The organism is Tolypothrix sp. VBCCA 56010, assembly GCF_050875635.1.
GTDB lineage: Bacteria > Cyanobacteriota > Cyanobacteriia > Cyanobacteriales > Nostocaceae > Hassallia.
Genome location: NZ_JBPAOH010000094.1, coordinates 23,505 through 30,969 on the forward strand (window position 1 = coordinate 23,505; position 7,465 = coordinate 30,969).

Consider the following 7,465-nt stretch of genomic DNA (forward strand, 5'->3'; position numbering starts at 1 on the left):
ATGGCGTAGAGTTATTCTTTTGTTTGAGCGATGACTAATATCAATCTCGTATCAGAATATAAATCTTTCGGTGGTAAGGTGGGCTTTTACAGTCATCTATCTTCTAGTTGTAATGGGCAAATGCGCTTTGCTGTGTATCAACCACCGCAAGCAAAAACGCAAGCTGTGCCGGTTCTTTATTTCCTCTCCGGTTTGACTAGTACGGAAGAGAATTTTATGGTGAAGGCGGGGGCGCAACGCTTTGCAGCAGAATATAATTTAATGTTGGTTGCACCGGATACGAGTCCGCGCAATACTGGGATTGCGGGTGAGGATGATGAGTGGGATTTTGGTACGGGTGCTGGGTTTTATGTTGATGCTACTTCCCAACCGTGGCGATCGCATTATCAAATGTACAGTTATGTTGTTTCTGAGTTACCTGCTTTAATTAACGAACATTTCCCCGCACAACTTAACAATCAAAGCATTTTCGGTCATTCGATGGGGGGACATGGTGCTATTGTCTGCGCGTTGAGAAACCCGAATTTATATAAATCAGTATCCGCTTTCGCTCCCATTGTTGCACCTATGCGGTGTCCTTGGGGAGAAAAGACTCTCAGCCGCTATTTGGGTGATAATAAGTTAAGTTGGGCTGCTTATGATGCTTGCGAATTGGTGCAAAAAGAAAGATATCACAGTTTGATTTTAATTGACCAAGGTACTGACGATCAATATTTAACTGAACAATTAAAGCCGGAATTATTTGCACAAGCTTGCGCTGCTGTGAAACAACCTTTAAACTTGCGTTATCAAGAAGGCTATGACCACAGTTATTATTTTATTGCTACTTTTATTGAAGACCACATTCGCCATCATGCTCTTGCTCTTTCAAAGTCTTGAATCATGTCTAAGTACTAATTATTAAGAGTTTTAACGTTTGATATGAGCGGTAAACCGCTCACTACGAAAACAAATCGTATTATTCATCGTTTAAAGTCTCAATTAATAAGTTGACCTGTTGTTGTCGCTGTTGCAGGAAGGTTTCGCATTGACGTAAATATTCAATAGCTGTGGCAAATTGTTCAAATACTTCTTCTAATTGTAATTCACCCGCTTCTATGCGAGTGATAATTGTTTCGATTTCGGCAACTTTCGCTTCATAATTTCCACCATCCATTTCGGAAGCAGAAGTAGTTTTACGTTTAACCATTAACTTCGGTAATTTTCACTTTAACTTTCCCTTGCGCTAACTGAATCGATAATTCTTGTCCTAGTTCTAACTCAGTTGCAGAACGAGCGATCGCGCCATTTTCTTTTTTTACCACAGCATAACCGCGCTGTAAAACTGCCTGCGGGTCGAGAGTTGTCAATTTTTGCCGCAATAATTCTACATGCTGGGTTGCTTGCTGCAATCTGCCTGTAGTAACTTGGATTAATTGCTGACGTTTCCAAGAAAGATTTTTTACCTCTTGCTGTACTTGTCGATCTAAACGCAAACGTTGCAAGCGATCGCGCATTCCTTGCAATTTATTTCCCGCAGTTTGCATTTCAATTCGCATCGTGTCGTGTAAAACAGCAATTCGCTCTTGATGTTCAGCATACAACTCTGACAGTGCGGGCACAACTAATTCTGCCGCTGCTGTGGGAGTATGTACGCAAGCATCCGCAGTTAAATCTACCAAAGATTCATCTCTTTGATGACCAATCCCAGTAATCACCGGAATTGTACAATCAGCAACTGCACGTACTACCCTTTCATCATTAAAGCAAGCTAATTCTTCAACTGAGCCACCTCCCCGCGATAAAATTAACACTTGGGCGCGATTATCTCGCTCTACGCGGGCGATCGCCTTTACAATAGATGCTGGCGCTTGTTCACCTTGCACCGTCGCCGGCGAAAATAAAACGTGTAAACCGGGATATCGTTGCTTGAGTGTTTTTTGAATGTCACCCCAAGCAGCAGCGGTAGGTGAAGTGACGACGGCAATTGTTTGCGGATGAATTGGAAGCGATCGCTTTCTTTCTACATCAAACAAACCCTCCTCTTGCAAGCGATTTTTTAATTGTTGATAGCGCAACGCTTGTAAACCCACACCAACAGGCAAAACCTGCCAAACTGTAAGTTGATATTCTCCCCTTTGCGGATAAACTCGAATATTACCCAAAATAATTATCTGTTCACCGCGAATTGGTATCTGTGCAAGTTTTGTTAATTGACTATTCCACACCACACATTTAATTGCTGCGCTTCCATCTGGATCTTGTAAAGTGAAAAATAACCCACTGCGATGTTGATTTGCGCTAGAAACTTCACCAGTAACCCAAACTTGCCGCAATTGCTCATCTTGCTCTAACAGTAACCGAATATAATCAGTTAACCCAGCTATAGAAAGTGCCGTATCCGGAATTAAATAACTCATGATAAAGTTAAAATATAATACACCCGCAGGCTAGAAGCCTGGGGCTATTGAAACAAAGCCTACCTGCGTAGGCTTAAATTCTATCAGCCTACGCAGGTAGGCTTTGTCCGTGTAGCGACACCCTTCTAGGGTGTTGTGTGCTTTCCGCAGTCATGATAATAAAATTATTCCACATTAAATATTTTACAATCCACCAAATACGGCGAATCGAACGCAGTCATTTCCCCAGCTTTTTTCCCAGGAATCGGAAACAACCTTGCTGAAAGTGGTTTATCTAACTTTATCGCCAAAGTCGCCATATCAATTAATATCGCGGTAATCTTTTCTATTGTAATATCACCCGGAATCGGAACTGTATCAAGTCCGCAACCACACACGGCAGAATAAGCTAATAAATTTGTGATATTATAAGTTTGCTCGTTAGCTCTTGCAGCTAAACCGACATCTTCACAAACCGGAAGCATTAACCCAGAATAGCCGCAAGTTTTTACAGAGACGCTTTTCAAAACGCGAGTTAGCATTCCTGATATTGCTAATGTACCTTGATTTCCAAACTTCCCATTCATGATTTTTTCGTAAGCATAGGCGATACTTTCTTGTTTGCCTAAAGATGGTGCAAGAGAAGTGTCAATTCCTTGATATTCGATCTTCAATTTAGCGGATATTGTTCTCGCTGTCGCCTCAATTTTCCTTAATTCTTTATCTAAAATCAATTTCAGCTTTTCTTCGGCATCAAGAATATCATCAGCATCAGAAAATGCTTGCATTACCAAGTCGCATAATTCTAACCCGATAGCGAAAGACGTTTCACCTTGATGATACGCAGTGGGAAAAAACGGAATTCCCGATTGACAATTTGCCCAAGCGCAAAAATGAAAGTTACCATAACCATGTTGATATTGGGAAATTTGCTGGATAACTTTTGCAGATTCTTTGGCATTTTCAAAGTTTATTCCAGCGCGATCGCCTATTTTACTTGAACTGTAAAAAATCGATGTATTTTTGATAATCTCTGGAATCAGTGCGATAGTTTCCGGTTGACTTGCGTAACCCAAACTGAAAAAGCTGATATTCAAGTTTTGGCAAACTTCTTCTAAGATTTTAACTTCCTTGAGAATTTCAATTTGGGATAAACCATCTAGATATTCTTCCCAGGAATTAGTCGCTATTCTAGTTGTTTGTACTTCATATCCCTGTTCTTCAATTATCAGCTTTGCTTGCTGATTAAACTCAGACGCTTGTCTAATCTTATCTATTTCTTTAAGAGAAGAAAGTGATATACCAGTTGTGATAGTTCTAATTTTCATTTTGACAAAGTATTATTAAAATGACGTAGTAAGCACTTCAGTGCTTATTTGAAGCACTAAAGTGCTTACTACAATTAAATAACTAAGTTAAACAAAAGCCATGAATAACGAATTCTACAATAAAGGACTAGAACTAGCTCAACAAAAAGACTACACTAAAGCTATTGAGGAATTTACCCGTGCTTTGCAAGAAGATCCTTACTTTGCGTCAGCTTACACGCAACGGGGTTTAGCATATTATGACTCAGGAGCAACTCTGCAAGCTGTCTCAGATTATACTGAAGCCATAAAACATAATTCTGAAAGTGTAGAAGCATATTATTATCGCGCATTAGCACGCTTGACGCTGAAAAATCTACCCGGTGCGCTTGCGGATGTCGATAAAGCGATCGCACTCCAAGCAAATTATGCAGCAGCTTATCATCTGCGGGGAATTGTGCGGCGCAAAGAAGGGTATATTCAAGATGCGATCGCTAACTTCAAAAAAGCCGCAGAATTATATCTCAAGAAAAACGACAAAGAAAAATGTCGTCAATGTCTCGAAAGCATCAAGCAGCTACAACCTAAAGAATATCCTGCTGTAACGCAGTCAATTTCTACCCCCGCACCGATAATTTCCGAAAAGGAATATTTCCACACTTTGTTAGAAAAGGCAGAAAAAGGAGACACAAAGCAAGCGATTGATGATTTAAACTGGGTGTTGCAAGTCGATCCGCAAGATGGTATCGCTTACTGCTGTCGCGGAGTGGTGCGTTGCAAACTGGGAAATTATCGCGATGCTATTTCTGATTTTAACTCAGCGCTGCGCCTAAATTTTCAAGATGCGATCGTATATCGCAACCGAGGAAAAGCACGTTCTCAGTTAGGAGATCATCAAGGTGCGATCGCTGATTATAATCAAGCACTGCAAATGCAGCCTGAAGATGTCCTAATATATATTGCCAGAGGAAATACCCATCGAGCAATGAGTAATTATTACGCGGCAATTAAAGATTACACCCAAGCGTTGCAAATTGATTCTGATAATGCCCAAGCGTATTATAATCGCGGTATTGCCTATACTCATTTAGAAGAAATGCAACACGCGATCGAAGATTATCAGCGTGCAGCAAGTATGTTTTGTGAAAAAGAAGATTGGCAGAATTATCAACAAGTCTTAAATAGCTTGAAAAAAATTCAATCATCTACCCCAGAAGTAAAAAACGCCAAGCATGATTTGCTACGTCAACGCTTGTTGAGAATGGTAGGGGGATATTGGGAAATTGCTCAACGACTAATTGAGCAGAAAAAGAATTATTATCCAGGAATGTCAGAGGAGTGGTATTTGCAAACAGTGATTTCTGACTTGGAACGCGATCGCCATTAGAAATAGGCGTGAAAAAGAATGTAGAGACGCGAAATTTGGCGTCTCTAGAAAGGTTTTGGTTGACGCATATTTAATTCCTGGAGATGTCTGACGCTGCCGCAAGTACTCTACTTAATTCGATGGAGTCTCGAACGAGACATTCTCTCAACCAAAAACCTATAATTCCAAGATGCTATCAAGACCCCTTTTTAGTCCTACGAAGGAACTCACTTTGCGAATCGCTAACAAAGTTCCTTTGACATATGGTTCGGCACTATTTCCAGCTTCATGCCGAATTATTAGCTTTTCGTCCGCAAGACCAAAGATGGCTTCCACCGACAGAGTGTAACCAGGCAAACGTAACGAGTGGACTTGCGTCCCGTTAAGTGTAGCACCCCTACTTTCTTTTGGACCATGAGTTTTCTCTAGAGAATGGTATAGAATTGGCTTTTTAACCTGTCCTAGTCGCGAAGCCAATTCCCTCGCTGTTCCACTGGGAACATCCACTTTCTTTTCGTTAGCATAATCCAAAATCTCCCAGCAAGACGTGTACTTAGCTGCTATCTCAGCAAAACGTTGCAGAAGTACTGCCGTGATGGCAAAGTTGCCAGATGCTAAAACTCCTACCTGATGCTTCATGGCTTGTTCATGTATTTGCGCGAAGTCTTCATCTGTAAGTCCTGAAGTACCAATGACTACATGCACCCCGTTCTGGATGGCTTCTAGAACGTTGCTTTTCACCACATCCGGTTTGGTGTAATCAACCAAAACATTACACTGATTTCTCAAAGCTTCTTTAACGGAACTGCTGATGGTCAAATCTAATGAGGTATCCGTCAGCACTTCACTTAATTTTTTACCTGCATGGGTTCTTGAAACGGCTCCCACGATATTCAAGTCTTCGAGAGCGCAAATCGCTTTTACCAAGGATTGTCCCACCCATCCCGTTGCACCAGCTAAACAAACATCTATCGCCATGAAGAACGCTCCTTACTATTTCAATCAAGATAACAACAATCAGTAGACCGAAAACTTTTGCGCTGGTCTGTTCGTCCAAGTAAGCTCCTATCCCGAATTATTCAGCCGCGTCCTTAAAAGTCGCACGAAAAGCATTGACAACTGGAGAACCTATGATTTTTCTTTTTCCATTCTCATTTAACTCTGGAAAAGTCAAATTATCCACTACCTCAGTCTTAGTTACACCGCAAATGGTTAATTCCACGTACACCACGGTGTAGTCCCCACTAATAACCCTGCTTCCATTTCTAGCGGACTATGCGTCGGTAGATTTGTTTTTATCTCCAGTGTTTCGAGGTAAATGGTAAGTGCGTATATGAAGCATTACAGCATACAAGGCTACAACGCCCAAAATTGATTAAAGTTAACCGTAGGAAAAATTAGTAATGCAGCTATAAACCACATAATGCAGCCAATAATAATGTCAAGAATTCGCCACGCAGATGGACGTTGGAAAAATGGCGTTAGCCAAACAGCGCCATATGCAAGTGCGAAAAACCAGATAAGGGAAGCAAGAATTGCGCCAAGTGCGAAAAAAATGCGTTGACTCACCGTGTATTGAGCTGCCAAACCACCAACCAGTACCACAGTGTCAAGATAGACGTGTGGGTTTAGGAGGCTGAGTGCCAGCGTCGTCAGAACATTGCTCCAAAGACTTGTTGGTTGAATATCCAGTTTATCTATATCTATCGCTGCTGGAGCAAAAGCAGATTTAAATGAATATAAGCCATAAAATAAAAGAAACACCACGCCAGCCCATAGAGCTATATTAGTTAGTTCTGGAATATTCGAGCTTAGTGTACCGAACCCTATAGTACCGATGATAATTAGAGTGGCGTCACATAGGAAGCAGACGCTTGCAGTCGCGAAAACATGTTCGCGCTTAAGACCTTGACGCAAAACGTAGGCGTTTTGAGCACCAATGGCAATAATTAGTCCAGCAAACAAGGTAAACCCGTTAAGGAATACAATCGGCAAAAACTCAGGCACTTTACACAACCTCCTTTAGCATTTGGACTTTGGACAAAAAAGATTACGTTCGTCGCGTAAATTATGATTCTGTTGGCGAATTGCGATATACCTCTGGCGTCTGCCCTTCGGGCAATCGCTATGCTCAAACCCTTGAAATATCGTAGCCGCTCACACCAGAAATTGCGGTTTACATGAATTCGCCAACAAAGTCAAATTATCCACGAACATAGTACAGGCATAAAAAAAGGATAGCCACCAGTTTAATACTGAGTAATTAATTTACATCATTTTTTATTGGTGCAAGATGTGAGATAAAAAACCTTTGATAAGAATACTGATTCTTAGAAGTTCTTTAAAGTCATAAAAAATATACTTTAAAGAACTTAATAATATTATAAGATGAAAATACAAAATTTAAGGATAAT

Annotated in this window: 7 protein-coding genes; 2 read left to right on the top strand and 5 right to left on the bottom strand. The window is 40.8% G+C overall.

What is annotated here, in order from left to right:
• The first annotated feature begins 30 nt into the window (after positions 1–30).
• Entirely contained in the window at positions 31–879 is an 849-nt protein-coding gene (gene fghA / locus AABK37_RS26475; protein ID WP_432554488.1) for an S-formylglutathione hydrolase, read from the top strand.
• Positions 880–958: 79 nt separating this feature from the next.
• On the opposite strand, the gene xseB is transcribed toward fghA, so the two are convergent.
• The 3 genes from xseB to AABK37_RS26490 form a co-directional block, all read right to left on the bottom strand.
• Positions 959–1,189: an exodeoxyribonuclease VII small subunit gene (gene xseB / locus AABK37_RS26480; protein ID WP_432554489.1), complete on the bottom strand. Its 231-nt coding sequence runs from the start codon at positions 1,187–1,189 to the stop codon at positions 959–961.
• Positions 1,182–2,399, bottom strand: a complete 1,218-nt coding sequence (xseA, locus tag AABK37_RS26485; RefSeq protein ID WP_432554490.1) for an exodeoxyribonuclease VII large subunit — start codon at positions 2,397–2,399, stop codon at positions 1,182–1,184. The genes xseB and xseA overlap by 8 nt, the downstream gene beginning before the upstream one ends.
• A gap of 164 nt (positions 2,400–2,563) precedes the next feature.
• Positions 2,564–3,706, bottom strand: coding sequence for a DUF711 family protein (locus AABK37_RS26490; protein ID WP_432554491.1), 1,143 nt, complete (start codon positions 3,704–3,706; stop codon positions 2,564–2,566).
• A gap of 100 nt (positions 3,707–3,806) precedes the next feature.
• Here AABK37_RS26490 and AABK37_RS26495 point away from each other — a divergent pair, with 100 nt between their 5' ends.
• On the top strand, positions 3,807–5,072 hold the full coding sequence (locus AABK37_RS26495; RefSeq protein ID WP_432554492.1) for a tetratricopeptide repeat protein: 1,266 nt from the start codon (positions 3,807–3,809) through the stop codon (positions 5,070–5,072).
• A gap of 156 nt (positions 5,073–5,228) precedes the next feature.
• On the opposite strand, the gene dapB is transcribed toward AABK37_RS26495, so the two are convergent.
• Complete coding sequence (gene dapB, locus AABK37_RS26500; RefSeq protein ID WP_432554493.1) at positions 5,229–6,029, bottom strand: 4-hydroxy-tetrahydrodipicolinate reductase; 801 nt, start codon at positions 6,027–6,029, stop codon at positions 5,229–5,231.
• A gap of 378 nt (positions 6,030–6,407) precedes the next feature.
• Positions 6,408–7,058 carry a LysE/ArgO family amino acid transporter gene (locus AABK37_RS26505; protein WP_432554494.1) on the bottom strand — a complete coding sequence of 217 codons (651 nt, stop codon included), beginning with the start codon at positions 7,056–7,058 and terminating at the stop codon, positions 6,408–6,410.
• Positions 7,059–7,465 lie beyond the last annotated feature (407 nt).